The sequence below is a fragment of the Kineosporia rhizophila genome, from assembly GCF_021277265.1.
GTDB classification, from domain to species: domain Bacteria; phylum Actinomycetota; class Actinomycetes; order Actinomycetales; family Kineosporiaceae; genus Kineosporia; species Kineosporia rhizophila.
The window spans coordinates 1-23,961 of sequence record NZ_JAJSOH010000057.1 but is presented as its reverse complement, the minus strand read 5'-3'; the positions used below and the strand labels follow the sequence as shown (position 1 = coordinate 23,961).

Below are 23,961 nucleotides of genomic sequence, written 5' to 3'. Positions count from 1 at the left end.
CCGTCCTTGCCGCTGCGCCCGCCGTAGGAGCCCTCGGCCACCTCGACGTAGATCCAGTACTCGCCGGTGGCCGGGTCGTAGCCGCTGTACGAGAGAGCCTGCAGCGAGGCGGAGTTGCCGCCGGTGACGTTGTCCGGCAGCACCTCGGCGAGGGCCAGGTTGACCTGGTCGGGGATCCGGTTGATCACCGGGAACCGGCTGGAGCAGGCGTGCGGGAACGAGGGGTTGTAGATCGTGCCGACCGGCACCCGCACCTTGACCGCGCGGAAGATGCCGTCGTTCTGCGGCACCGGCTCACCGGTGATCGCCTCGTCCAGCAGCAGGGTGCGCACTGCGAAGTTCACCGTCGGCAGCACGCTGCCCTCCAGCGGGGCGTTGATCGCGGTGTCGACCGCGGCGTTGCTGCCGGTCAGGTCGACGATGATCTCGTCGCCGGCCACCTCGACGGTGGTGGCGATCCGGACCGGCACGCCGCGGTTCTTGCCGTCGTCGTCGAGGAAGCCCTCGGGCGCCCGGTACACCCCGTCCGGCACCCGGCTGATCGCGGCCCGCAGCTTGGATTCGGAGTGGTCCATCCAGGCCTCGGCCGCGCTCATCACCGTGTCGAAGCCGTAGCGCCCGACGAGCTCCTCCCAGCGCCGCACCCCCAGCCGGCAGCAGGAGATCATCGCCTCGATGTCCCCCGCGTTCTGGCTGGGCGCGCGCACGTTACCGAGCACGTGCTCCCACAGGTCCTCGTTGCGCACGCCGGCCCGCTCCAGCCGCACCGCGTCGAGGATCTTGCCCTCGGCGAAGACGTCGATCGCGTCGACGCTGAGGCCGGGGGAGGCGCCGCCGACGTCGCTGAGGTGCCCGGTCGCCGCCGCGAAGGCGACGTGCCGGCCCTCGTGGAAGATCGGGATGAGCACGCCGTAGTCGGGGGAGTGCGCAGCACCGTGGTACGGATCGTTGTGCAGGATCACGTCGCCCGGCCGGTAGGTGCCCTCGAGCTTGCGGTTGATGCCGCGGATGTAGCCGGGCAGCGAGCCGATGTGCATGGGCGTGGAGTCGGACTCGCAGAACTCGCGGCCGACGACGTCGAACAGCCCGGCGCCGAGGTCCTCGGACTCGCGGATCAGGGTGGAGTACGACATCCGGTACAGCACCTGGGCCATCTCCTTGGCCGTGGCGTCGAGCGCCCCGCCGATCACCGACAGGGTGATCGGGTCCAGGTCGACCGGGTTCCAGTAGCGCTCGGTGTAGCCACCCGGGGAGGTGCAGTACAGGTCGGTGCCGGGCAGCGTCGGAACGGTCGGAACGGCCGGAACCGGGTTCTTGTTCACGCGCGCTCCCCCTTCTGGACGGTCCGGCCGGGGGAGAGCCGCAGTTCGAGTGTGCCATCGGGGTGCACCGGACCGGCGAAGCCGGGCGGGACGACGACGGTGGAATCCATCTGCTCGACCAGGGCCGGGCCGGTGATCAGGTCGCCGGGGCGCAGGGCGTCGCGATGGTGGACGGCGGTGGGCAGGGTGACCGCGGAGCCGCCCACCCACCACGTGGCGTCGGTCGTGGTGGCCGGGGCGGGCGTCCTCTGTTGGTCTGGCACTGCACTCGGCTCAACCTCGGCTCCGGCGTGTCGTGTTACCCCGGGTGGGCGGGCGGGTCGGTGTGCTTCGGCTGAGACCGGCTGCGGGCCTGCGGCCACCTTGCCCACGCCGACCACGCACACGTTCACCACCTGTACTTCCTGTTCGGGGAAGCTGCGCCCGTAGGTCTGCTGATGGCGCAGGTGGAAGGCCTTGGCCAGCCCGTCGAGCCAGGCCGCGTCCACCTCGCCGTCCGGGGCCGGCACCCGCAGCTCGTAACCCTGTCCGGCGTACCGAACATCGGCCGAGCGCTCGATCGCCCGCAGTTCGTCCGGCACGTGGTCGGCCGCCAGCGACGCGCTCGCCCGAGCCTCCAGTTCCGCCAGGGCACTCGCGAGCACGGGCAGATCGGCGTCCCCGCTGCGCTGCCACACCGTCGCCTGCACCTCGTAGCGCAGGTCGCTGCCGAGCAGACCGAAGGCCGAGGCCAGGCCCGGGTGCGCGGGTACCAGCACGCAGTCGGCGCCCAGCGCCTCGGCCACCGCGCAGCCGAAGGCCGGTCCGGCACCACCCTGGGCCACCAGGGCGTAGTCGCGCGGGTCCAGGCCCTTGCGTTCGGACAGGATCCGGGTGGCCGAAGCCATGGCGTTGACCAGCACGGTGACGATGCCTGCGGCTGCGGTCTGCACCTCGTCGAAGCCCAGCGTGGCCACGGCCCGGCGAGCCGCCTCCACGTCCAGCTGCATTGTGCCCCCGGCAAAGGTTTCCGGGCGCAGCCAGCCGAGCACGGCCATCGCATCGGAAGCCGTGGGCTCGGCGCCGCCGCGTCCGTAGCAGGCCGGACCGGGGTAGGCGCCCGCACTGCGGGGACCGACCGAGAGCACCGACGAGCCACCCGCCTGCTTCACCGAGGCGATGCTGCCTCCGCCGGCCCCGATCGTCTCCACATCGAGCATCGAGACCATCAGGGCCTCACCGCAGATCCGGGTGTCGAGCAGGTGCTTGTAGCGCAGATCGCCGCCGGGGACCACACCGATGTCCGTCGAAGTGCCGCCCACGTCAAGGGTGATCACGTTCGGCCGGCCTATGTCCTGCCCGGTGCGGCGTCCGGCGATCACTCCGGCGGCCGGCCCGCTCATCAGCAGCTGCACGGGCTGCCGGGCGGCCACCTCGGCCGAGATCGTGCCGCCCCCGGAAGACATCAGCCGCACCCCCGCGCGAATACCTTCCGCAGCAACGGCTTCCGTCAGCTTGTCCAGGTAGGTGCCGGTGCGGGGTCCGACGTAGGCGTTCACCGCGGCGGTGTTGAAGCGTTCGTACTCCCGGTAGAGCGGGGTGCACTCGGTGCTGGTGGTCACGAACACGCCGGGCAGTTCGTCCTCCAGCAGTTCCCGGGCCCGCCGCTCGTGCTCAGGGTTGGCGAACGAGGCCAGGAAGCAGACCGCCACGGCCTGCACGCCCTGCTCGCGCAGGCGCCGCCCGGCGGCGCGCACACCGTCTTCGTCCAGCGCTTCGAGCACGGAGCCGGTGCGGGTGTCGATGCGCTCGCGGACCTCCTCGCGCAGACCGCGGCGGGCGATCGGGTCGGACTGCCAGGGCACGTCGAGGTAGCTGGAGAAGTTCAGAGGACGCTTCTTGCGGGCGATGTGGAGAACGTCGCCGAAGCCTTCGGTGGTCACCACCCCGACCCGCGAGCCGTCGCGCTCGATCAGCATGTTGGTGGCCACGGTGGTGCCGTGCAGCAGGGTGCCCAGCCCGCTCGCCTCCCGGCCGGCGGCGGCGGTGACCGAGAGCACACCGCGCAGGATCGCCTCGGCCGGGTCGTGGGTGCTGGTGGGGAGCTTGTGCACCCACCACTGGCCGGTCGCGTCGTCGCGCAGCACCACGTCGGTGAAAGTGCCGCCCACGTCGACGCCAACACGCAGCGACGAACCGCTCACCGTCGGCCTCCCGATCCCGGACGGCCCATAACCAGGGACGATGCGTGGCGGACCGGGTCCGGCGCGGTGGTTCCGACAGTTAGCACAACGTCCCTTTCGTATCTCCGGCTTGTTCTAGGTTCAACTATGTACCCCGAAAGCTTCTGACATGCTAGATCGTCAGGGCAAGAGCCTAAGAAACGAAAACAGCGGTTCTGTTTCTTCATGTAACAGTTCTGTGTAACGGAGCGAAGGAGCTTCTAAGCAACGCTTATGGCTGACACGCTGAACGGCATGTTCGACGTCCGTGACTTCCGGGTGCTGGAGGAAGTCCTCAGCACCGGTTCCCTCTCCGGTGCCGCCCGGGCCCTGGGGATGAGCCAGCCCGCCGTCTCCCAGGCCTTCGCCGCCCTGGAGCGACGGGTCGGTGCCCCGCTGCTGGTGCGCACCTCCTCGGGCGTGCGCCTGACCGAGGCCGGCCGCGCCGCAGCCGGCCACATCCGTCCTGTGCTGGAATCGATCCGGCGCGCGGAGGTGGAGGTCACCACGGTGGTCGGCCTGGCCCGCGGGTCGGTGCGGATCGCCTGCTTCCCCAGCGCAGCGGCCACGATCCTGCCGGCGGCGCTGCGCAGTCTGCGCGAGAGTCAGCCGGGGCTGACCTTCTCGGTGGTCGACCTGGAGCCGCCGGCGGCGCTGACCCGGCTCGCCGACGAGGAATGCGACCTGGCCGTGGTGTTCGACTACCCAGACGACCCGGCCGGGCCCGCGTCGGCGCCCGGCGAACGGGTGGTGCTGATGGAGGAACGGCTGCACGCGGCCGTTCCGGCCGGGCACCGGCTGGCCGGCGCGAGCTCGGTGCAGTTGTCCGACCTCGCCGGGGAGTACTGGATTGCGGGATGCCCACAGTGCCGCTCGCATCTGTTGCGGCTGTGTGAAAGCACCGGTTTCGTGCCCGACATCACAGTCCAGACCGACGATCATCTGGTGATCGCCCGCAGCGTCGCGGCCCGGATCGGGGTGGCCCTGGTACCGGAGGTGGTGCTGCCGATCATCACCGGCGACGAGGTGGTCGGGGTCCCGATCGAACCGGTGGCAACCCGTACGATCAGTGCGATCAGGTCGCCGCGGGCGGCCTCCTCGCAGGCGGTCGAGGCGACCCTGGCCGCCCTGCGGCAGGCCGCCGGAGACTTCGCCGGGCACCGCTCGGCAACCGTGCACCACTCAGCAACGCCGAATGTCGAGCAGAACGAGGATTCCGTTGCCCAGTCCTGAACAGCCGATCCTCGACGAGGCCCCGCTGCCTGATCTGCCCAGCGCGCCGACGCTCGGGCGGTCGGGCGGTGGGGCGGGCGGGCGCCCGATCAGCCCGGAGACCACCGAGGCGATCCTGCGGGCGGCCATCGAGGTGCTCTCGGAAGAGGGCGTCGAGCAGTTCACCATCCGTGCGGTGGTGGCCCGCTGCGGAGTCAGCTCGGCCACCGTATACCGGCGCTGGCCCAGCAAGGAGGCGCTGATCCTGGCCACCATCGCGGTGCAGATGGACCAGCTGGCTCCGGCCCCGCAGCACGTCTCGCTGCGCGCCGACGTCGAGCACCTGGCCCGCAACCTGGTGCTGGTGCTGCGTGACACCCCGGTCGGCCCGGCCTTCCGCTACCTGGTCAACGCCGACCGCAACGCCCCCGAGGTCAGCGAGGTGGCCACCGAGTGGCTGATCCGCCGCCGGGCGATCGTGGAGCAGGCCCTGGCCACCGCCGTGGCCCGCGGCGAGGCCCGGCACGACCTGCCGCTGGCCCACGCCGCCGAGATGCTGGGCTCGCCGATCTACTACCGCTACCTGGTCAGCCACCGCCCGCTCGACGAGGAGTTCATCGAGCTGCACGTGCGCGAGTACCTGCTGTGGGTGGGCCGGCGCTGAGCCGCAGTGAACCGGCTGGACCGGCTGGACCGGCTGGACCGGCTGGACGGGCCGGATGGGCCGGATGGGCCGGACCGGCTGGATGGGCCGGAGTGGCAGCTCAGCCGGGTGGCGGCGGATCCTCGAGGCCGGACTGGAAGGCCCGCAGCCGGCGCTGCGCTCGTCGGTGCAGGACGAAGTCGGCCACGTTGCCGGCGCTCACGATGGCGACGACGACCAGGGGGACCGGCCATCCGCCGTCTCCCATCGGCTCCGGGCTGAGCAGGACCAGGGCTACGGTGACGAGCGCCGAGATGGTGACCGCGATGCCCGCGCTGATCAGGAAATAGGTTCCGGTGCGAGCGATCCGGGCCGGCAGCAGAGAGGTCAGCCACTCGGTCACGGCGCCGATGGCCAGCCCGGCCGTCCCGGCCAGCAGGAGGGTCAGCAGGCGTTCGGGAAGGGTCGCGTCAGCCTCCCCGATCAGGACGAGCACCGCCCCGATGACCAGGCCGAGAGCCCCGGACCTGCCGATCGCGCGAAAATCCACGAGCCTCTCCTTCCTAGAGCCCGAGCGTGCTGCGGAGCTGCCGGGCGTACACCTTGGAGACCTCCACCTCGCTACCACCGGCGATCCGGAGCACGTAGCGTGAGTTGAACCAGGGCACGATCTCTTTGACGTGGGCCAGGTTGACGAGCTGGGAACGGTTGGCGCGGACGAAACCGAGGGCGGCCCAGTCCGACTCGACCTGTTGCAGGGTGGCGCGGACCCGCAGCCGCCCGGCGGCGGTGACGGCGAAGATCCCGTCGGCCGAGGCCTCCACCACGAGCACCTCCCGGGCGGTGAGGACGACGAAGGCATCGTTGCGCTGCCCGATCAGGGTGCGGGCGAAAGTGCCGCCCGCCCGCACCCCGGCGGCGAGTACACGCACCACGTCCATGTAGTCGAGCGGATCGAAGACGATGGCCGGCACGCCTTCGGGGATCGGGTGTCCCCGCTCGACCAGGACCCAGCGGTCCTCCGGGCCCAGGGAGAGGCCGAGGGCGGCGAGTTCGCGTTCCAGGCGCTGCCGGACGTCGTCCGAACACACCAGGTTCACCATCCGTCCGCTCCTCCGTGCCCCGGTTGGCTGCTCACTCCGACACGCGCTCGACAATCAGGCGCAACTGCACGAGCTCCTCGATGGCCTTCTGGCCGAATTCTAGAGAGCCGTAGTTCGCGACGTAGATGGTGTCGGAGTCGGGGTCGTACAGGGCGTAGGTGCCGGTCGCGCCCACCGCCCCGTGCGCGTCGCTCATCGAGAAGAGCAGCGGGGACAGCTCGCTGAAGCGGAACTGCATCACGCCCATCCCGTAGTGGATCCCGGTGTCGTACTGGTGCTCGAAAGAGGTCAGGCGGGCCAGCGTCTCGCCCGAGCAGAGTCCCTCTGAGGTGAGTGCGCGCAGGAAGGTCACCAGATCTGCCGTGGTGGTCACGACACCACCGCCGGCCCAGTCGACCGACAGGGCGTTGCGATCGCTCAGATCCACCCCGCGTGCGGTCACCGCGAGCGTCCCGTTCTCGGTGCCGTACTCGGTGAGGACGAAGCTGTCACGCATGCCCAGGGGCGAGAAGATCCGCTCCTGCAGGATCTGCTCGTAGAGGGTCTGCTCGATCGCCTCCAGCGCCAGCCCGGCCAGCACGTACCCGGTGTCCGAGTAGGCGAACTTCTCACCCGGCGCGGCGACCGGGGCCTGATGCTCGCGTGAGAACGCCAGCAGGTCCTGCGGGCTGAACAGCCGGTCCGGGTCCTGGGTGATGATGTCGATCATGGACGGCCCGGTGAGGACGGGACCCTCGAAGTAGTCCGCCGCACCGGAGGTGTGGCTGAGCAGCTGACCGGTCGTGACCTCGCCGGAGTGGTCCACCCCGTCGACCACGAAAAGGCCCTCGAGCACGGACGCCTGGACGAACTTCGAGACCGGGTCGCCGAACTGCACCCGTCCCTCGTCGACGAGCTGACCGAAGACCGTGGCCAGCATCGTCTTGCCCACGCTGGCCGAGTGGAACTGGCTGTCCACCCGGGCCGGTTCGGAAGAATCGGCGGCCAGGGTCCCCGCCACGTACTGACGGAGCCGCTCGTCCTTGCCGGAATACGTCGTGAAGAGCGCTGCGGACACCGACTCGTTCTCAGCGACCGATTTCCGCAGGCGCTCCTGGATGGCGGCGTCCGCCTCGGCCTGAGAGATCGGCCGGTACGTGTAGGCCAGTGCCCCTGCCCCGGCGACCAGAACCGCCACCACTGCTGCCCCGATCCAGACAGCGATTCTCACACCCTTGCGCATGTGCCCCTCCTGAGGTCGTTTGTCTCGACGCTAGGAAGGGCACGGACCGCAAGGGAACGTTGTACGCGTGAGTGGTCGTCAGGCCGCTGTCAGTGGTCCTGCCGGCCGGCTCAGATTCAGTCCTTGCGGCGGGTGAGTAGTTGGGCCAGGTGCACCGAGGGGCGGTCGGCCAGGTCGGAGACCTGCGTGCGGCAGGAGAAGCCGTCGGCCAGTACCACCGCGTCGGGCTTGGCCTTCAGCGCGGGCATCAGGTGCTGGTCGGCCACCGCCAGCGAGACCTCGTAGTGCCCGATCTCCACGCCGAAGTTGCCGGCCAGGCCGCAGCAGCCGGCCAGCGTCTGGATGTCGGCGTTGGTGCGGGCCAGCAGGGCCTTGTCGGTGTTCCAGCCCAGCACGGCGTGGTGGTGGCAGTGCGGCTGGGCGATGATGGTGGTGCCGGTCAGATCGGGCGGGTTCCAACCCTCGGTGGCGGTGAGCAGTTCGGCCAGGGTCTTGGTGGAATCGGCCACCAGGTGGGCGTCTTCGGTGTCCAGCAGTTCCACGGCGTCGGTGCGCAGCACGGCGGTGCACGAGGGCTCGATGCCCACGATCGGGATGCCTGCCCGGGCGGCCGCCGCCAGTTCGGTGACGGTGGAGCCGAGGATCTTACGAGCGGCGTCGAGCTGGCCGGTGGTGATCCAGGTGAGCCCGCAGCAGGTTCCGGCCGAAGGCAGCCGGGGTTCGTAGCCTGCCTCCCGCAGGACCTGCACGGTGGCCTCGGCCACGGCGGGGGAGAAGGCGTCCGAGAACGAGTCCACGAAGAGCATGACCGGGGTGCCACCGGTCTTGGTGTCCTGTCGGGACCACCAGCGGCGGAACGGAGTGCGGGCGAATTCCGGCACCGAACGCCGGGAGTCGACTCCGGCGCCGAACAGGGCCAGCTTGTTCAGGCCGGGCAGGGTCATGCCCAGATTGGCCAGCCGGGGGACACGACCGGCCAGACGGGCCCATCGGGGCAACCAACCCAGCGTGTAGTGCGATCGAGGCCGCAAACGTCCTTTGTACTTCTGGTGCAAAGCCTCTGACTTGTAGGTGGCCATGTCGATGCCGGTGGGGCAGTCGGAGGCGCAGCCCTTGCACGACAGGCACAGGTCGAGCGAGTCGGCGACCGAGGGGTGGTTCCAGGACAGGTCGCCGCGCACCACGTCCTGCAGCACCCGGGCCCGGCCGCGGGTGGAGTCCTTCTCTTCGCGGGTGGCTAGGTAGGACGGACACATCACGCCGCCGGCGGCGGAGTTGTCGGCGCGGCACTTGCCCACGCCCGTGCACCGGTGCAGAGCCTGGGAAAGGTCGCCGTCGTCGTGGGCGTAGCTGAACGCCAGGTCCTTGCGGTAGCTGACGCCGGCCGCGCGCACGTCGGCGTCGAACGGATCAGGATCGACGAGAACGCCCGGGTTGAGCACGTTCTGCGGGTCGAAGGCCTGCTTCACCGCACCGAACAACGAGATCGCGTCGGAGGAGTACATCAGTGACAGCAGCTCGCCGCGGGCCCGGCCGTCGCCGTGCTCGCCGGAGATCGAGCCGCCGAACTCGGCCACCAGACCGGCTGCGGCGGTGAGGAACTCGCGCAGCACGACCAGGCCGTCGGGGCGGTCGAGCGGGTAGTCGAGGCGCACGTGCATGCAGCCGTCGCCGAAGTGCCCGTAGGGCGCGCTGGTCATGCCGTACCCGGCCACCAGTTCGTCGAAACGGGCCAGGTAGGCGCCGAGTTTGGCGGGGGGCACGGCAGCGTCTTCCAGGCCGGGCCAGGCCGGCTTGCCCGAGGGGGCACGGCCGGCCAGGCCCGCGCCGTCTTCGCGGATGCGCCAGAGCCGGGCCTGGGTGACCGCGTCCTGCACCACCAGTGACTGCAGCCCGAGCCCGGCACCGGCCAGGGCGTGCGCCCGCTCCAGCACCTCGGCCTGGTCGTCACCGGCGATCTCGACCAGCAGCCAGGCGCCGCCCTTGGGCATCGGCGGGATGGCACTGTCGCCGCGGCGGGCCCGCAGCACCTCGACCAGACGCTCGTCCATGCCCTCGCAGGCGGTCGGCCGGAACGTGACCACGGTGGGTGCGGCCTCGCCGGCGGCGACGATGTCGGTGAAACCGATCGCCACCACCACCCGGTGCGCCGGGTCTTTCACCAGCCGCACCGTGGTCTCGGTGAGGATGCCGAGCGTGCCCTCGGAGCCGACCAGGGCCTGGCCGAGGTCGAAGCGCTCGGGCAGGAGGTGCTGCACGGCGTAGCCGGACAGCTGGCGGCCGAACTGGTCGAACTCGGTGCGGGCGGCCTTGAGGTGGCGGCCCGCCGCCGCATGCAGTTCCTGCAGCAGGGTCTCGGGACCCTCGGCGAACGGAGTGCCGTCGGGGGAGTAGCCGGTGCGCAGCATCTGGCCCGAGGCCAGCAGGTGGGTCATCGCCAGCACGTTGTCGGAGGTGCGGCCGTAGCCCAGGGCCCGGTTGCCGCACGCGTTGTTGCCGATCATGCCGCCGATCGTGCAGCGCGGGTGGCTGGACGGATCGGGGCCGAACCGGATGCCGTGAGGGAGCACGGCCTTCTGCAGCACGGCGTGCACGGTGCCGGGCTCGACCCGCGCGGTGCGGGTGGCCGGATCGACCTCGAGAACCCGGTTCAGGTGGCGGCTGAAGTCGATCACGATGCCGCGGCCGATCGCGTTGCCGGCGATCGAGGTGCCCCCGCCGCGTGAGGTCAGCGGCACGCCCAGCGAGCGGGCGATCTCGAGGGTGGTCGCCACCTCGTCGGCGTGCCGGGGGCGCACCACGGCCAGCGGGGGGATGCGGTACAGCGAGGCGTCGGTGGCGTACATCGCCTTGGTGCCCGCGTCGTCGCGTACTTCCAGACCCGCTTTGCGCAGGGCCGAAGCGACGTCGGTGGTGATCGGGGCGGGGGCGATGCTGGCCATGAGTAACATGTTACGCATGGCATCACTGGCCGACCAAGTTGTCGCAGAGGTACGGCGTGGCATCCGGGCCCGTCGCTACGTTCCCGGTGAGGTCTACTCGGTGTACCAGTTGTCGGAGGCTCTGGGCTTCTCCCGCAGCCCGGTGCGCGAGGCCATGCTGCGCCTCGCCGAGGCCGGTCTGGTCGAGATCAGCCGCAATCGCGGCTTCCGGGTGCTCCTGCCCCAGCCGCGCGATCTGGCCGAGATCTTCGCTGTCCGCCTGGCCCTCGAGGTGCCCGCCGCCCGCCGCTGCGCCGCTGCCCCTGATTCACCCGATGCGCTGCTGGAGTGCATGAGCGCCATGGAGCGGGCCGACGGCGACGAGGAGTTCTGGGCGCAGGACCGGCGGTTGCACGAGCTGATCCTGCTGGGCGGGGGCAACCGGCGGTCGGCGCAGATCGTCGCCGGGCTTCGCGACACCACCAGCCTGCTCGGCGAACCGACCCACCGCACCCATACCGCGATCTGCGCCGAGCACCGGCCCATCGTCGTCGCCGTCCAGGCCCACGATCCGGAGCAGGCCGCCGTGGCCATGACCGAGCACCTCACCTCCACCGCGCTGCTACTCATGGCTGAGGCGGCCGGTGTCTCGCCCCAGGAGCGGTCGATCCGCGAGCTCTGGGAGGAGGTCACCTGCGGCTGACGGACATGGATTCTGCTGTGAGTGGTTTCGTGTTCGCGCCGTTCGGGCTGTAAGGCTTTTTGAATCTGACGGCTCCGTGAGGCCGTTGCCACGGCGAGGACATGACGCCATCCGGCCACTGATCGGGGCAGCGTCGCCTGGCTGATGTGAAAGCGTCGCCCGCCCGCTCTGAGCTGCTTCGATCCCATCTTGTCGGTGGTGCCGTTTAGTCTCGTTTTGTCGCGGTGGGGGCCGCGCAGAACTGGTCCTGACGGGGGGTGTCCGGGGTGGGGGCGCTGGCGGAAGGTTGTTTTGAGGAGCGTGTTCCGGGGCCGGCCATCGGTGTTTTCGAGTGGCTGATGGAGGAGTTGGACGCGCTCGGCAGACCCGAGGAATCGCCCGACTCAGTCGCGGCTGCTGGTACTGCTGGAACGCCTCCGTCGGTCGCTGCTCCTCGTTCCGTGGCCGGTTGCGATGCGTGGGTAGCCGGTCTGATGGCGAGCGAACTGCTGATTCGGCGTCTGCAAGCGTCCCAAATGCGTTCGCTGGTCGCGGCAGCCGAGGCAATGCCGGTGGCCCGTCGGCGTGGTGCTCAGGGCGGGCAGGAGCCAGAAGGCAGGCGCAGGCGAAATATGCGGTCTGGCAGCGCGAATCAGAAGTGCGAGGGAGGTGAATCGAGCGGGGAAGGCTTGGAGGACGGGGAAGGACAGCACTTGCCTGAGGCTGAGGGGCATGATGATGCTGAGCATCGCTGCCGGGCTGAGGATTGTTGCGGGGCTGAAGATTGTTGCCGGGCTGAGCGGCACGGTGAAGCAGGAGGGTGCCCGGGGTCTGGAAGTGGAAGCCCGATCAAGAGTTCAGCGTGCGTGATCTCTTCGCGCAAGCTGGTGTCCTCCCGGTTGGCGCCGGAGCTGAACCGTCATCCACGCACGGCAGCCGCAGATGTAGAGGTAGCCGTCGGCCTGGTGCATGACCTGCCCCGGATCTTCGCCCAACTGGAACAGGGCCGTATCGACGTAGACCGGGCCCGTCTGGTGACCCGTCTGCTGCACGGGGGGCAAGAGAGATACCCGCAGTTGAGGCCCGGGAATGAGGCGTGGCTGCTGCTGGAGGTCATGGTGGCGGCTCAGGCGCCGGATCTGACGTACGGGGAACTGGAGCGCCTGATCAGGCAGTTGCTGTTGCAGCTGGATCCGGACGGTGGTGCTGCCCGTCATGCCCAGGCCCTGCGGGGCCGAGGTGTGCAGGTGCAGGCCCAGCCCGATGGCATGGCTCTGGTCACCGCGATGGTCTCGGCCGAGACCGGGCAGTTGCTCGACGGTTTCCTGGACGCCGCAGCCGATGCGGCTCGGGACCTGGCGGAACAGGACGGCGAGCCGGACGGCCGTACTCATGATCAGCGGCGTGCGGATGTGCTGGCGATGCTGATCCAGGCCTTGTCAGAGGGGGTTCACATTCCACTGGTGCCAGATCCGCGTAACGAAGCTTGCGACGAGGAACCCACCGATGAGACCGGCAGCCCGTTCGCCCGTCAGCCCAGCCACGAGCCCAGTCACGAGGCCGGCCCGGAGGGTGATAGGGAGCAAACCCACGACCAGGAGCAGAGCCAGGAGTGGGAACAGGAGTCCGGCCAGGAAGCCGCTTCAGACCCGGCCGACGAGCGCGAACAGGATCGTCGAACCGGAAAAGCTACCTGCTCCGTTGCCGAAAGCCCGCCTTCTGAAGCAGTTCCGGAGGCTTTCCGACGCCGTCTGGAAGAAGACCTGCAGGCGACTACTACCGAGCGCCACCGTGCCATCAAGGCTTTGGGATTCTCGCCGGTGCCGGAGGGCTTGATGCCGGCCTGGTGGCGAGTCCCCGACCTGCCCCGGGTCAAGGGCCGCGGCGTACACCTGGTCGTCACGATTACCGATGCCACGTTGCTGGGCCTGGACCAGGTCCCCGGCCTGCTGCAGGGGCATGGGGTGATCAGTGCCGAGCAGGCCCGTCGTCTGGCTGTGGCGCCGGGTAAGGTCACCCTCATGGTGCTGCCCGGAGCCTGTAATCATCAGCAGGACAACGGCAAAGACAACGAGCCAGCAGGCACACCTGGCGGTAAGAAGTACAGCTCAGCCGGCCAAGCCCAAGCAGATACTTCCAGCGCCGACAGCGCCGACAGCGCCGACAGCGCCGACAGCGCCGACAGCGCCGACAGCGCCGACAGCGCCGACGACGTGAGCAGCACCGCGCGTCGAGCCCACCCGACAAGCGGCGGCAGTCCCGGTAGACCTACCAGCCCCACGGGGACGTCGCCGTGCCCGATCGGCCTGGACCACGACCAGCCCCAGACCAGTCGCTACCGGCCTGGCCGCACCCTCACCAATCAGGTCGCTGCCCGCTATCTGGTGTGCACCTTCCCCGGCTGCACCACGCCCGCCAGTCGCTGTGATCTGGACCATCTCAGGCCTTTTCGGCAGGGTGGGCTCTCCTGCGCCTGCAACATGCACCCAGCGTGCCGGGGCCACCATCGCCTCAAGACCTTCGCCCACTGGCACGCCCGGCCAGCCCGCCCCGACGAGCCATACCCGCCCGGCACCATCATCTGGACCACGCCCGACGGCACCGATCACCCCAGCCCGCCACCCCTACTGCCAGGCGTGCCGGGCTGGACCCTGCCCACCCGCACCCCGGACTACCCCGCACAACCCGAGAGCCTGACGCGCATCGACCTCATGCCCTCCGGTGAACGCACCACCCGCCGCACCCGCCGCTGGGCCCGAGCCTTGCAATGGCAGGCCGACCAGCAAGACCGCCAACGCCGAGCCGCACTCAAGCAAGCAGCCAAGCAAGCAGCCAAGCAAGCAGCCAAGGTCGCCGCCGCGCTGCGCCCGCCTCTGGCTCGGCCCAAGCACGCTCCCTGGGGTGAGCCGACCGGCGTGTACCCCGAATACGGAGAGCCAACCTTCTAGATGGAGTCACAGTTGCGAAGAGGGCGCCGCGTCCAGCGAGGCCAGGCTGGTGAGACTGCTGGGATCGCGGCGCGGTCAGCCCGTGCAGGTCAGGAAGGAGAGATACCCCCGCCCCGCCAACGTCGAGGCCGACCGAACAGCCCCGCGAGGTCAGGCCGGCCCTGTCGCCATGGCCTCCTGGCGCTCACGTTCTTCGGAGGTGACATCCACCCGGGACATCGCCAGACGCAGGATCGGCGGGCTGATCACCGAGGTGACCACGGCGATCAGAACGATGACGGTGTAGGTCGCGCTGGACAGGACGCCCAGACGCAGGCCGGTGGTGGCGATCACCACCTCGACCACGCCCCGGCTGTTCATCCCCGCCCCCAGGGCGATGCCTTCCCAGTGCGACATCCGACTGCTGCGCGCGCCGAGATAGGCGCCTGCGAACTTGCCGATGATGGCCAGGCCCAGCAGGAGAACGGCGGTGAGGGCCACGGCCGGGTCGGTCAGGGCGGTGAGGTCGACCCGCAGCCCGGCGGTGGCCAGGAAGATCGGTGCGAGCACCGACAGGGTGACCGTGCGCAACGGCGTGAGGTCACGCCACAGCGATCGTCCGGGACGCTCGTCCTCAGGTTCGTTGTTGCGGGCCAGGCTGATCAGGATGCCGGCGACGAAGGCGCCGAACATCGCCTCCATCCCCATCGACTGGGTGGCGGTGGCCCCGATCAGGATGACCACCACACTCACGGTGATCCGGGGCCCGGCGTCCTGGGACCGCCCGGCCAGCCGCAGCGCCCAGGCCACCAGCGGCCGTCCGAGAAGCAACGCCACGAACAGGAAACCGAGCAGGTAGACGACCGACCAGGTGACGGTCCCGAGGCGCACGCCGGTGGTCGCGGCGGCCGAGACCACCGAGAGCAGGAACCAGCCCACGGCGTCGTCGACGGTGCCCGCGGCCAGCGTCAGCTGCCCGATGTTGCGGTGCAGCAGGCCCAGGTCGGCCAGGGTCTTGGCGATCACCGGGATCGCGGTGACGCACATGGCGACGCCCAGGAACAGGGCGAAGGTGCTGCGCTCGGTGCCGTCGGTCAGGAAGGACGCGGGCACGGCGAACCCGGCGCCGATACCGAGGGCCAGTGGCAGCAGCAGCCCGGCCAGGCTCACCTTCAGGCCGGTGACACCCCGGCGACGCAGCATCGCCACGTCCACCTGAACCCCGGTGACGCCGACCAGCAGCAGCAGACCGATCTGCCCGACGGCGTCCACCAGATGCAACTGGTCGGCCCCGGCCGGCAGCACCTCGTCCCACAGGCCGGGCACGGTGGCCCCGAGCAGGGACGGGCCGAGCAGCACGCCGGTCATCAGCTCGCCGACCAGCGCGGGCAGGCCGAAACGCACGGCCAGGCGGCCCAGCACGATGGCGACCGTCAGCAGCAGGCTGATCTGCAGGAGGAAGAGCATCAGCACGTGAGGGCCGAGGGGAGGCAGGGGGGCGCTCATGAAGACTCCTTGGCGCGACTGTAAAAAGACAAAACGGGGGACGTCCGTGACCACGCGTGTACGGACGTCCCCCGTCGGGGGTGGTTGGGTTACTGCGTTACTTGGCGACTTCCGCCAGCTGCGGGGTGACCAGCTCGGTGATCCAGGGCAGGCTCAGGGCCGACGGCCAGCTCATCGCCCAGCCGGCGGAAGGCTCCTTCTCGGTGTCGAGAAGGGTGAAGTGCCCCTCGGCGACGGCCGGGATCGCCTTGAACACGGGTTCGGTCTGGATGTCCTCGCTGAGTTCCTTGGAGGCCGCGAGCATCAGCACGTCGGCGTCCAGCTCACCGTAGTTCTCCTTGCTGACCATGATGCTGTCGCGGGAGAACTTGGAGGCCGCGGCCGAGGGGACGAAGCCCAGGTCGCCGAAGACGTCGGCGGTGGCCGAGCCCTCGAACGAGCGGAAGGTCAGCGACTCCATGCCGGCGTGCCACTCGACGAACGAGATGGACTTGCCCGCGAACTCGGGGTGGGCGGCCTTCTGCTCGGCGACCTTGCCCTCGACCTCGGTGACCACCTTGTCGGCCGCGGCGGACAGGTCGAGGGTCTGGCCGATCAGCTCGACCGACTCCTGCCAGGTGACGTCCCAGCTGGTCTTCTCGGCGACCAGCACCGGGGCGATCTGCGAGAGCTTGTCGTAGCTGTCGGCCACGAACGCCTCGTCGGTCTGGATCGCGATCAGCAGGTCCGGCTCGCTGGCGGCGACGTCCTCGAACGGGATGACGTCGGTGATCTCACCGAGGTTCTCGACGTCGTTCGCGCCGGCGTCGACCGCCCACTCGTACTCGGCCATGTACTTGTCGGCGAAGACCGGGGTGACTCCCAGGGCCAGGGTGTTGTCCAGGTCGTTGGCGCCGGTGACGATCGCGACCCGTTCCGGTCGCTTCTCCAGAACCGTCTCGCCCCAGGGGGACTCGAGGGTCAGCGGGTACTGGGTGGTGCCCTCCCCGGCCGGCATCAGGTCGGTGGCCGGAGCCCCGGCCGTGGCCGCGGCGGCCTCACCCGACTCCGGCCCGCCGTCGTCGTCGGATCCGCAGGCGACGAGGGCGAGCAGGGACACCAGCACGGCGACCGGGGTGGCCACCCGTCTGCGGGTGAGGGTCTTGATCATCGAGGTCCTCCTGGTACGTCAGGGAACGGTCCCCTGGCGATGCGTGGCATGAACGGCCCCACTCTATTGGAAGTTAGGTAAGGCTAAGCAAACTTTCTGGTTACGGTTTCTGCAGGTCGCCGAGCACCTCGAGCCAGCGGGAGACCCGCTGGTCCTCGGCCAGGGCGATGAAGTCGACCTTCTCCACGCCGGCCTGGCGCCACCGCTCGACCAGCTCCATGATCCGGATCGAGTCCACGCCCTGGTCGCGCAGGTCCAGTTCGGCGTCCAGTTCGGCGGGGGCGATGTTCAGCAGTTCCGCGATGTCGGCCAGGGCCTGGTCGTTGGTGACACTCACTGTCGTTCTCCTTGGTTCCGGGTTCGGTTTTCCAGCAGGAAGTTCCGGGCGGCGGGGAGCCAGCCTCCGAGTGACCCCTCGTCCAGCAGGGCGCGGTGCGTGGCATCCACCTCGACCCGCCGGACCTGGGGCAGGAAGGGCCGCCACATCGCCTCGAGCTGCTTGCCGTAGGCCAGCTCCGGCCGGCCTTCGGTGGCCGCCACCAGCAGCGCCGGCCCCTCGAAGACACCGGTGGTGGGCCGCGTCGTCATCATCTCCGAGCGCATGCCGGAGACCGCCCAGGCCCGCTTCTGCTGGGCCCCGAGGTCGTCCAGTTCGTCGTCCTCCAGCTGCAGCAGCCGCGCCTCGCGGGCCAGGAACAGCTCCAGGAAGCGGGCGTGCAGGGTCGGGTCGTTGACGATCCGTTCGGGGGAGGCGTCGGCGGGCAGGATGTTCTCGTCGTCGCGCAGGGGCCCGTCCGCGGTGGGGATGGCGTCGACCACGGTCAGGGTGGCGACCTCCTCGCCCCGCCGGATGAGCTCCTGAACCACGCCGAAGGCGATGTGCCCGCCGTACGACCAGCCGAGGATGTCGTAGGGCCCGCTGGGCTGCACCGACTGGACGGCATCGACGTAGAGCGCGGTCAGGTGCTCGAAGTCGTCGATGACCACGTCGCTGCCACCGTGCACCGGGTCCTGCAGACCGTAGACGCCCCATTCGGCCGGCACTCCGGGCAGCAGGCGCGAGTAGATGCTGGCGAAGCCGTTGTACTCGTGGATGCAGAACAGGACCCGGTTCTGGGTGGGCTCCCGCAGCGGCACGAGAATGGCCGAGGACACGCTGGTTCCGGCCTCGGTGTCGGCCGAGAGCAGACCGGCCAGCTCCTTCACGGTCTGGCGGGCGAAGACGTCCTTGACCATCAGGTCCCGGCCGGTGTCGCGGTGCAGCCGGGCGATCAGCCGCATCGCCAGCAGCGAGTTGCCGCCCACCTCGAAGAAGTTCGCGGTGGCAGACACCCGCCCGGCCCCGACCAGGTCGGCCACGGCCTCGGCGACCACCTTCTCCTGCGGGGTCTCGGGCTCGACGAAGTCGGTGCCGCTGATCTCGATCACCGGCAGGGCCCGCGCGTCGACCTTGCCGTTGACGGTCAGGGGGATGTCGGGCACCGCGGCCAGGCCGGCCGGAACCATGTAGTCGGGCAGCGACTCCCGGGCCCGGGCACGCACCCGGTCGATGTCGAGCGAGTCACCGGCCGGCACCAGGTAGCCGAACAGCTGCGGCGAGCCGGACTCGTCCCGGCGCACCACCACGGCGGCCCGGGCCACCGCGGGGTCGGCGCTGAGCACGTCGGCCACCTCGCCCGGCTCGATCCGGTAGCCCCGGATCTTCACCTGGTCATCGGTGCGGCCCAGGTAGTCGATGTTGCCCTCGGGGGTCCAGCGGGCCAGGTCGCCGGTGCGGTACATCCGCTCACCGGGCTCCCACGGGCAGGCCACGAAGCGTTCAGCGCTCAGACCCGGACGGTCCCAGTAGCCCCGGGCCGTACCAGCTCCCGCCAGGTACAGCTCACCCGGCACTCCCGGCAGAGCCAGCTGCAGGTTCTCGTCGAGGATGTACGCCCGGGTGTTGAAGATCGGCCGGCCCACGCTGGAGGTCGGGCTGTCGGCCAGGTCGGCGCCCAGGGCGTTGATCGTGTACTCGGTCGGGCCGTACAGGTTGTACGACTCCACCCCGGGGGCCTCGCGCAGTTGCTGCCACAGCCGCTCCGGCACGGCCTCGCCGCCGAGCGACACGAACACCACCCCGGCCGCCTCGGCCGACACCGATCGTCCTGAGGGCCGGTCCCGTTCCAGCAGGCCCTCGTCCACGAGCAACTGCCCGTAGGAGGGGGTCACGTCGAAACCGTCGATCCGCTCACGGTCGTAGTGCTCCAGCAGGCGGCGCGGCTCGCGGCGCAGTTCCTCGTCGATGACGTGCACCTCGTCGCCGTTCAGGAGCCAGAACAGCTGCTCCCAGGAGGCGTCGAAGGAGAACGAGGTGGTGTGGGCGATCCGCATCCGCCGCCCGCCCTGATGCTGGGTAACCCGGTCGAAGATCTTCTCCACGTGGTTGACGTACATGTTCGTCAGACCGCGGTAGCCCACCGCCACACCCTTGGGCCGGCCGGTCGAGCCGGAGGTGAAGATGACGTAGGCCAGGTGGTCGAGCGACACCTCGCCCCCACGCTCGGCCGCGGTGATCGCCCCGGCGTCCAGGCCGGCCAGACGGCCGGTGACCCGGGGGTCGTCGAGATTGAGCACGCACCCGGCCGCCCCCAGCCGCGAGGCGTCCCGGTCGGTGACGAAAGTGACTGTGGGACGGGTGTCGTCCAGCATGTACTGGATGCGCTCGTCGGGGTGTTCGGCGTCGATCGGCACGTAGGCGGCGCCCACCGCGAAGACTGCGAACATCGCGATGATCATGCGCTCGTCGCGTGGCAGCAGGAGAGCCACCCGGTGTTCGGGGCGGACTCCTTCTTCGAGCAGCAGTCGCGCGTACCGGTTCACCTCGACGGCGAACTCGCTGAAGGTGTAGCGGCGCTCCCCGGCGACCAGCGCAATCTCTGCGGCCGAGCGCGCGACCTGGCGGTTGAGCAGTTCCCCCACGGTCACCTCCTCGACCGGCCGGTACGCGTCCTCGGTGTGCCCCAGCGCCCGTTCCGGCTCGTCCGGCAGCAGGGCCGGCACCTGGGCCACGGGTACGTCGAGGTTTCCGGCCACGAAGGTCAGCACCTGGACGAATCGCTCCACCAGGCGCCCGGCCGCCTCGTCGTCGAAGGCGTCGCGCCGGTAGGACAGGCGCACGCCCACCCCGCTGGAGGAGTCCCCCTCCCAGGGGTTGACCGCGAAAGTAACGGGGTAGTGGGTGGCATCGTTCGAGGAGTCCCCGGTGACGCCGAACTCCGAGTCCGCCCCCTCGTCCTCACCGTCGAAGCCCAGGTTCTGCACCACGAACAGGGTGTCGAACAGGGTGCCCAGGCCCGCGGCCTTCTGGATGTCGGTCAGAGCCGTGTACGAATACTCGACCACCGCCGACTGTTCCTGCTGCACCCGCCGGAGCAACGCGTCCACGGTTTCGAAGGGGTTCAGCCGTACCCGGAAGGGCAGCGTGTTGAACAGCAGACCGATGATCCGCTCAGCGTCGGGCAACTCCGGCGGCCGGCCCGAGACGTTGTTGCCGAAGACCACGTCGCCGCTGCCGGTCAGCCGGCCCAGGGTGATCGCCCAGGCCACCTGCAGCACCGTTCCCACCGTGGTCCCGGCCGAGCGGGCAGCCTCGAAGACGACTGCCGCCGAGGACGGGTCGAGGTCACGGAACAGGTCGCCGGTGTCCGCCTGGGTGGCGGTCAGGTCCCCGCCGGCCGGCCACAGGATCGACGGGCTCGCCAGGTCGGCCAGATAGGTGCTCCAGGCCTGGTCGGCGGCCTGTGGGTCACGGTCGGCGACCCAGTCGAGATAGCTACGGAACGAGGCCGGGGCGACCCGCTCGGCGTAGGCCGGATCGGTGTAGAGGTCGAGCACCTCACCCAGGAAGGCGTACAGCGACCAGCCGTCCATCAGGATGTGCTCGGCCGTCATGGCCAGGCTCCAGGCCTGAGCTCCCCGTTCGATCAGGGCGAAGCGCAGCAGCGGCGGTTCCTCGTGCTCGAACGGCTGCTCGCGCTCGGAGTCCAGGCAGGCGGCGAAGTCGTCGTAGTCAGCACGTCGCACCACCCGCAGGGGCAGCTGCCGCAACGCCGGGATGACCTGCACCTCGCCCTCGGCGCCGGAGACGAAGGCAGCGCGGACGTTCGGGTGCCGGTGCAGCGCGGCGCGGATCGCCTCGCCCATCCGGTCCTCGTTGACGGAACCCTTCAGGTCGTAGCAGATCTGGGAGATGTAGGCGTTGTGGTCGCCGGTCTCACGGGCGCGGAGGATGTGGTAGAGCAGCCCGCTCTGCAACGGCGAGAGGGGCAGGATCTCGGCGTCGGCGCCGTAGCGTTCCCGGATGCGAGCAATCTCGTTACCCGACAGGGGAAGACGGCTGACGCGCTGCAGGCTCGGCCGTACGGTCGCCGTTCTCACCGGCAGCGCGAGGCCACTTTCGGCCAGGCGGTCAGCGATCTCCTTCGGGTCCAGATCGCCCGTGCCGCTGACGTGAACGGTGACCTGTCGCTCCCGCTCGCCGTTGTGGGCAATCAGGATACGTACGGAGGGCTCGGTCGATTCCGGCTGCAGGAAAACGGCGTTGGTCTCGAAGACGCCAACACGGACGGTGGCGGCTGGCACGTCGTCGAAGAAGCGGGCCAGAGCCGGATCCGCGAGCAGAGCTGCGTACTGGTCGGCCCGCGCCGGGTCCCAGTCCAGCAACGGTTCCAGAGCGGCCACCGCGTCCTCGGACGAAGTGGCGGCACGGACCTGGGCCAGGGACTGCTCGTCGACGACCGCGATGAAGCGCCGGTCACCGGGCTCCTCGAACTCGATCACCAGGTCGCCCTCGTCGTCCACCGAAAGCGCCCGACTTACGGCGGCAACGGCGAGCGCTCGGGTCCTGGCAGATGAAACGGCCTCCAGTACGGCAGCGCTCGCTGTTGCCTGCGAAGCTTCGCCCGGTGCCAGCGTCAGTGGTTCGGCGTCGGCGACCTCGTCGACCCAGTCGTTCCAATAGGGATCGTTCAGCAGACCGGGCAGGTCCTTCAGCGGTTCCCGGGTCGGTGTGGCGACCTGGAGAACGGTGCCGTTTCGGTAGCCGGCCACCAGGCCCTGGGCGAGTTCGGCCAGGGTGTCGAGGAACTCGGGATCGCTCTGGGCGCCAGTGGCCAGCTGGCCGCGACCGGCGTCGTCCACCTGCAGTTCGACCTTCTGATCCAGCGACAACTGGTCGGCCGCGGCCTGCCAGAGGTGGCCCTCGGCCGGGACGAAACCAGGCAGGGGCACCGTCGCGGCGATCTCGGGAAGGGCTGGGGTGTGCGGTGTGCGACCGGAGCGGACCAACTGCACGAGATGCTCGATCGGCAGTTGCGGGTGGCGGGTACCCCACTGCAGGAAGGCCCGGGTGGTCTCGACGATCCGGGTGATCGAGGCCTCGGCGAACAATTCACGGACGCCTTCGAGCACCAGTTCGAAGTGGCCGTCGGCGGCCCGGTCGATCCCGATCACCAGGTCGAACAGCGCCTCGGCGGTGTCCTCGTCCGGCTCGCCCTCCGGCTGGAAGGGCTGGAGCAAACGTCCTTCGTCGGTGGACTGCGGGGGAGCGTCGAAGAACACGGCCATGGTCTGGAAGAGCGGTGTCACCCCCGGGCGACGCGGCGGGGAAAGGTGCTCCACCACGCTCTCGAAGGGCACCAGCTTGTGTTCCAGGGCGGCGATCGTCCGGTCTCGGGAGGAACGCAGAAGCTCGGTCCAGGAACGGCTCTCGTCCACCTCGGCCCGGATCACCACGGTGTTGACGAAGTAGCCGATCAGCTCGGTCAGAGCCGGGTCGTCACGCAGGTTCACCGGGGTCCCGACCGGGACGACGTGACCGGCCCCGTCGTTCCACAGAGCCAGCGCGAAGGCCGAGATCAGGGCCTGGAGGGGAGTTATGGCGAGGTCGGCCAACAGGGCGCCCAGCTCGTCCGACTCCTGGGCGGACAAGTCGGCCCGCGCTGAGGTAAGGGTGCGCGCCGAGGCGGAATCACGCGGTTGGTCCAAGGGTAGGGGGGTTTCGGCGGGAAGACCACCGAGAACATCCCGCCAGTAGGCCAGATCCGCTGCGAAGCGCGATTGCGGGTCTTCACGCTCGCCCAGAACGAGGCGGTGCCAGGTAGCAAAATCTCCGTACTGGACGGGGAGTTCGGGCAACGTGGAGGTGGGCAGGCCGAGTTCCTGCCGGTACAGCACATCGAGGTCGCGAATCAGGGGCCGGCCGGACTGCTCGTCCGTGACCATGTGATGGCCGTGCGCGACCAGCAACTCGTGGTCCTTGGTCCGGACCAGGGTGAAACGCAGGCCGAACTCGGTGGACAGGTCCAGCGGTTCGGCGAACAACTGCGCCACCAGGGTCGCCGGTGAACTGTCGGACGCGTTGACGATGCGCAGGGCCGCCGACTCGGGGATCTCTGTGAGCAGGATCTGTCGCAGCGTTCCCGTCTCGTCCATCGAGAAGGTGGTGCGCAGCGACTCGTGCCTCTCCTGCAGCCGCCGCACCGCCCGCCAGAGGGCCGGGACGTCAGCCGGCTGCTGGAACTCAAGGATCTCGCCGGTCCGATAGAAGCCGGAGGAGTCGATCTGCTCGCTCAGCCAGAGCGCCTGCTGTCCGTACGAGGCCGAAAGCTGCTCGGGACGCACTACTTCGCTGACGGACGGGACGGCCAGGTTCGAGGTGCCAAGATTCTGCGCCCTGGCAGCCAGCGCCTTCACCGTCGGGGCTTCGAACACGTCGCGCAGAGTCAGTTCGACACCGAGCACGGTGCTCGCCCGCGCTGCCAGCCTGCTGGCCAGGAGGGAGTGTCCGCCGAGGTCGAAGAAGTCGTCGTCGATCGAGATGTTGCCGTCGAGTTTGAGGACGTCGGTGAAGATCTGGGCGAGCGCGGTTTCGGTTGCTGTGGTCGGGGTCCGACTGTTCCTGGTGCTGGCGGTGAGATCGGGAGCGGGGAGGGCGCGGCGGTCGAGTTTGCCGTTGGGGGTGATGGGCAGGGTGTCGAGGATGACGAACGCGGTGGGGACCATGTAGTCGGGTAGGCGTTCGGCGGTGTAT

The 23,961-nt window shown here is 69.6% G+C and carries 14 protein-coding genes and 1 pseudogene; 5 read left to right on the top strand and 10 right to left on the bottom strand.

Annotated features, from left to right (window positions below; genetic code table 11):
• Together LWF15_RS35425 and LWF15_RS35420 are read right to left on the bottom strand one after the other, a co-directional pair.
• A partial coding sequence (locus tag LWF15_RS35425) for a hydantoinase B/oxoprolinase family protein (protein ID WP_232815385.1) occupies positions 1 to 1,322 on the bottom strand: 1,322 nt, incomplete at its 3' end.
• Positions 1,319 to 3,505: a hydantoinase/oxoprolinase family protein gene (locus LWF15_RS35420; RefSeq protein ID WP_232815384.1), complete on the bottom strand. Its 2,187-nt coding sequence runs from the start codon at positions 3,503 to 3,505 to the stop codon at positions 1,319 to 1,321. The genes LWF15_RS35420 and LWF15_RS35425, both read right to left, overlap by 4 nt.
• Before the next feature lie 252 nt (positions 3,506 to 3,757).
• On the opposite strand from LWF15_RS35420, the gene LWF15_RS35415 reads away from it, so the two are divergent.
• Both LWF15_RS35415 and LWF15_RS35410 read left to right on the top strand, forming a co-directional pair.
• The gene (locus LWF15_RS35415) at positions 3,758 to 4,756 is read left to right on the top strand and encodes a LysR family transcriptional regulator (protein WP_232815383.1); all 999 of its coding nucleotides are present in this window, start codon (positions 3,758 to 3,760) and stop codon (positions 4,754 to 4,756) included.
• Positions 4,743 to 5,399, top strand: coding sequence for a TetR/AcrR family transcriptional regulator (locus LWF15_RS35410; RefSeq protein WP_232815382.1), 657 nt, complete (start codon positions 4,743 to 4,745; stop codon positions 5,397 to 5,399). The genes LWF15_RS35415 and LWF15_RS35410 overlap by 14 nt, the downstream gene beginning before the upstream one ends.
• A 100-nt stretch (positions 5,400 to 5,499) precedes the next feature.
• Here the strand turns inward: LWF15_RS35410 and LWF15_RS35405 are convergent, their stop codons facing one another.
• The 4 genes from LWF15_RS35405 to LWF15_RS35390 all read right to left on the bottom strand — a co-directional run bounded on the left by LWF15_RS35405 (position 5,500) and on the right by LWF15_RS35390 (position 10,645).
• Positions 5,500 to 5,928: a hypothetical protein gene (locus LWF15_RS35405; protein ID WP_232815381.1), complete on the bottom strand. Its 429-nt coding sequence runs from the start codon at positions 5,926 to 5,928 to the stop codon at positions 5,500 to 5,502.
• Positions 5,929 to 5,941: 13 nt separating this feature from the next.
• Positions 5,942 to 6,481, bottom strand: a complete 540-nt coding sequence (locus LWF15_RS35400; protein ID WP_232815380.1) for a LytTR family DNA-binding domain-containing protein — start codon at positions 6,479 to 6,481, stop codon at positions 5,942 to 5,944.
• A gap of 31 nt (positions 6,482 to 6,512) precedes the next feature.
• Positions 6,513 to 7,703 carry a serine hydrolase domain-containing protein gene (locus LWF15_RS35395; RefSeq protein ID WP_232815379.1) on the bottom strand — a complete coding sequence of 397 codons (1,191 nt, stop codon included), beginning with the start codon at positions 7,701 to 7,703 and terminating at the stop codon, positions 6,513 to 6,515.
• A gap of 116 nt (positions 7,704 to 7,819) precedes the next feature.
• Complete coding sequence (locus LWF15_RS35390) at positions 7,820 to 10,645, bottom strand: FAD-binding and (Fe-S)-binding domain-containing protein (protein WP_232815378.1); 2,826 nt, start codon at positions 10,643 to 10,645, stop codon at positions 7,820 to 7,822.
• Positions 10,646 to 10,661: 16 nt separating this feature from the next.
• Between LWF15_RS35390 and LWF15_RS35385 the strand changes: the two genes are divergently transcribed.
• The 3 genes from LWF15_RS35385 (at position 10,662) to LWF15_RS35375 (ending at position 14,254) form a co-directional block, all read left to right on the top strand.
• A complete protein-coding gene (locus tag LWF15_RS35385) occupies positions 10,662 to 11,327 on the top strand; it encodes a GntR family transcriptional regulator (RefSeq protein WP_232815377.1) in 666 nt (221 codons plus the stop codon).
• A gap of 711 nt (positions 11,328 to 12,038) precedes the next feature.
• Complete coding sequence (locus LWF15_RS35380) at positions 12,039 to 12,176, top strand: hypothetical protein (protein ID WP_232815376.1); 138 nt, start codon at positions 12,039 to 12,041, stop codon at positions 12,174 to 12,176.
• On the top strand, positions 12,173 to 14,254 hold the full coding sequence (locus tag LWF15_RS35375) for an HNH endonuclease signature motif containing protein (protein ID WP_232815375.1): 2,082 nt from the start codon (positions 12,173 to 12,175) through the stop codon (positions 14,252 to 14,254). Before LWF15_RS35380 ends, LWF15_RS35375 begins: the two co-directional genes overlap by 4 nt.
• A 150-nt stretch (positions 14,255 to 14,404) precedes the next feature.
• Here LWF15_RS35375 and LWF15_RS35370 read toward each other — a convergent pair whose 3' ends face one another.
• The 4 genes and pseudogenes from LWF15_RS35370 to LWF15_RS35355 form a co-directional block, all read right to left on the bottom strand.
• Positions 14,405 to 15,739, bottom strand: a complete 1,335-nt coding sequence (locus LWF15_RS35370) for a cation:proton antiporter (protein WP_232815374.1) — start codon at positions 15,737 to 15,739, stop codon at positions 14,405 to 14,407.
• Positions 15,740 to 15,836: 97 nt separating this feature from the next.
• On the bottom strand, positions 15,837 to 16,889 hold the full coding sequence (locus LWF15_RS35365; protein WP_232815373.1) for an ABC transporter substrate-binding protein: 1,053 nt from the start codon (positions 16,887 to 16,889) through the stop codon (positions 15,837 to 15,839).
• A 100-nt stretch (positions 16,890 to 16,989) separates the two neighbouring features.
• A complete protein-coding gene (locus LWF15_RS35360) occupies positions 16,990 to 17,226 on the bottom strand; it encodes a phosphopantetheine-binding protein (RefSeq protein WP_232815372.1) in 237 nt (78 codons plus the stop codon).
• Positions 17,223 to 23,945 (bottom strand): annotated as a pseudogene (locus tag LWF15_RS35355) (amino acid adenylation domain-containing protein); the annotation flags it as partial. The gene LWF15_RS35360 and the pseudogene LWF15_RS35355, both read right to left, overlap by 4 nt.
• Positions 23,946 to 23,961: the final 16 nt, after the last annotated feature.

Excerpts from the sequence above, each read along its gene's own strand:
- LWF15_RS35400 (WP_232815380.1), bottom strand. The coding sequence starts at position 6,481 with ATGGTGAACCTGGTGTGTTCGGACGACGTCCGGCAGCGCCTGGAACGC.
- LWF15_RS35415 (WP_232815383.1), top strand. The coding sequence starts at position 3,758 with ATGGCTGACACGCTGAACGGCATGTTCGACGTCCGTGACTTCCGGGTG.
- LWF15_RS35390 (WP_232815378.1), bottom strand. The coding sequence starts at position 10,645 with ATGGCCAGCATCGCCCCCGCCCCGATCACCACCGACGTCGCTTCGGCC.
- LWF15_RS35395 (WP_232815379.1), bottom strand. The coding sequence starts at position 7,703 with ATGCGCAAGGGTGTGAGAATCGCTGTCTGGATCGGGGCAGCAGTGGTG.
- LWF15_RS35365 (WP_232815373.1), bottom strand. The coding sequence starts at position 16,889 with ATGATCAAGACCCTCACCCGCAGACGGGTGGCCACCCCGGTCGCCGTG.
- LWF15_RS35380 (WP_232815376.1), top strand. The coding sequence starts at position 12,039 with ATGATGATGCTGAGCATCGCTGCCGGGCTGAGGATTGTTGCGGGGCTG.
- LWF15_RS35370 (WP_232815374.1), bottom strand. The coding sequence starts at position 15,739 with ATGAGCGCCCCCCTGCCTCCCCTCGGCCCTCACGTGCTGATGCTCTTC.
- LWF15_RS35385 (WP_232815377.1), top strand. The coding sequence starts at position 10,662 with ATGGCATCACTGGCCGACCAAGTTGTCGCAGAGGTACGGCGTGGCATC.